1 protein-coding gene is annotated in these 2134 nt (G+C 72.6%); it reads left to right on the top strand.

Going from position 1 to position 2134, the window contains the following annotated elements:
• Positions 1-32: 32 nt before the first annotated feature.
• A partial coding sequence (locus AB0L95_RS42085; RefSeq protein ID WP_365171947.1) for an SDR family NAD(P)-dependent oxidoreductase occupies positions 33-2134 on the top strand: 2102 nt, incomplete at its 3' end.

Here is a 2134-nt window from a genome sequence, read left to right as displayed (position 1 = left end):
ATGTGTTCGTCGAGGTCAGTGCGCATCCGGTGTTGACGGGGTCGGTGGAGGAGAGCGTCGAGGCAGCGGACGCGTCTGCGGTGGTGCTGGGGACGCTGCGACGCGACGAGGACGAACAGCGGCGATTCACGCTGGCGCTGGCGGAGGCTTTCACTGCCGGGCTTGCCGTTCAGTGGCCCGTGTCCGGGCGGGTGGCGGACGTCCAGGACCTGCCGACGTATGCCTTCCAGCGGCAGCGGTACTGGCTCGACGGGTCCACCGCCGCGGCCTCCGGGGACGCTGCCGATCCCGAGGAGAGCCGGTTCTGGGCGGCCGTCGACGGCGCCGACCGAGGCGAACTCGCCGACCTGCTCGGCGTGGACGACACCTCCCAACTGGAGGGCGTCATCGGACTGCTCGGCCCGTGGCGCCGCGACAGCCGTGAGCGTTCCGAGGCGGACGCCTGGCACTACCGCGTCGACTGGAAACCGGTGACCGAAGCGCAGTCGGTGTCGCTGAGCGGTACCTGGATGCTCGCCGTACCGGACGGCGACACGGCCCACCCGTGGGCGGAAGCGGTGGAGAGCGCCCTGTCCGCCGCCGGTGCCCAGGTGGTACGCCTGACCGTGGAAGCGGACTGCGACCGGGACCTGCTGGCCCGACGCATCGCCGAGGAGGTCGGGACGCTCGACGATGCGGAGCCGGCCGGCGTGCTGTCCCTGCTGGCCCTGGACGAGACGCGGCGCCCGGACCACCGGACGCTGACGGCCGGACCAGCCGGGACGCTGCTTCTGATCCAGGCGCTCGGTGACGCCGCCGTAGGCGCACCGCTGTGGTGCGCCACGCGGGGAGCCGTACAGGTCCCCGGCGCGGAGACGCCGATCCACCCCGAGCAGGCACAGGTGTGGGGACTCGGACTGGTGGCCGGGCTGGAACACTCCGACCGGTGGGGCGGCCTGATCGACCTGCCGGAGTCCGTCGACCCGCAGACGCTGCGCAGACTGTGCGGCGCGCTCGTCGGGAAACAGGACGAGGACCAACTCGCACTCCGCCAGTCCGGGGTCTTCGCGCGCCGCCTGGCGCGGGTGTCCCGCAGGCGCCTGCACGACCGCCCGGAATGGCAGCCGCGCGGCACGGTCCTCATCACCGGCGGCACCGGCGCCGTCGGTGGCCGGTTCGCCCGGTGGCTGGCGGCCAACGGCGCCGAACACCTCGTGCTCACCAGCCGGCAGGGACGCTCCGCGCCGGGTGCCAGGGAACTGGAGTCCGAGCTGACGGCCCTCGGCGTACGGGTCACCGTGGAGGCGTGCGACGTCGCGGATCGGGACGCACTGGCCGAACTCGTCGACAGAACTGCTGCCGACGGCGAGCCGATCCGTGCGGTCATCCACGCGGCCGGTACGACCGACTCCGCGCCGCTGGCCGACACGGGCCTGGACCTGCTCGCCGGGCTGACCTCAGCCAAGGTGCGCGGCGCTTCCCACCTCGACGATGTCTTCCGGGACACCGACCTCGACGCGTTCATCCTCTTCTCCTCCGGCGCCGGCATCTGGGGCGGGGGCGCACAGGGCGCGTACGCCGCGGCCAACGCCTACCTCGACGCACTCGCCCAGCACCGCCGTGCCCGGGGACGGACCGCTCTGTCGGTCGCATGGGGCCTCTGGGGCGGCGGAGGCATGGCCGACGGCGAGGTCGGGGAACGGATCCTCAGCCGCGGTGTACGGGTCATGAACCCCGACCAGGCGGTCGCCGCGCTCGCACACGCCACGGCGGCCGACGAGACGACGAGGATCGTCGCCGACATCGACTGGGAGGTCTTCGCTCCCCAGTTCACCGCCGTTCGTCCCTCGCCGCTGCTCTCCGACATTCCGGAAGTGCGGGCGGTGCTGGAGGAGGCGTTCGGCGCGGCGCAGGGAGCGGCCGCCGGCGCCGCTCCGTCGGCACTGCTCGACGGTCTGACCGAGGCGGACCAGTACCTCGTCGTGCTGGACCTGGTTCGCGCACAGGCCGCGGCGGCTCTCGGCCACAGCACACCTGATCCCGTCGACCCGGACCGGGCCTTCCGTGAGTTGGGCTTCGATTCGATGATGGCGGTGGAGCTGCGGAATCGGCTGAATGCGGTGACGGGGCTGCGGTTGCCGAGCACGGTGGTGTT

The sequence above is a fragment of the Streptomyces sp. NPDC052036 genome (assembly GCF_040680495.1).
Classification (GTDB): domain Bacteria; phylum Actinomycetota; class Actinomycetes; order Streptomycetales; family Streptomycetaceae; genus Streptomyces.
The sequence above is the reverse complement of the archived record's forward strand: the minus strand, read 5'-3'. Positions and strand labels throughout refer to the sequence as shown.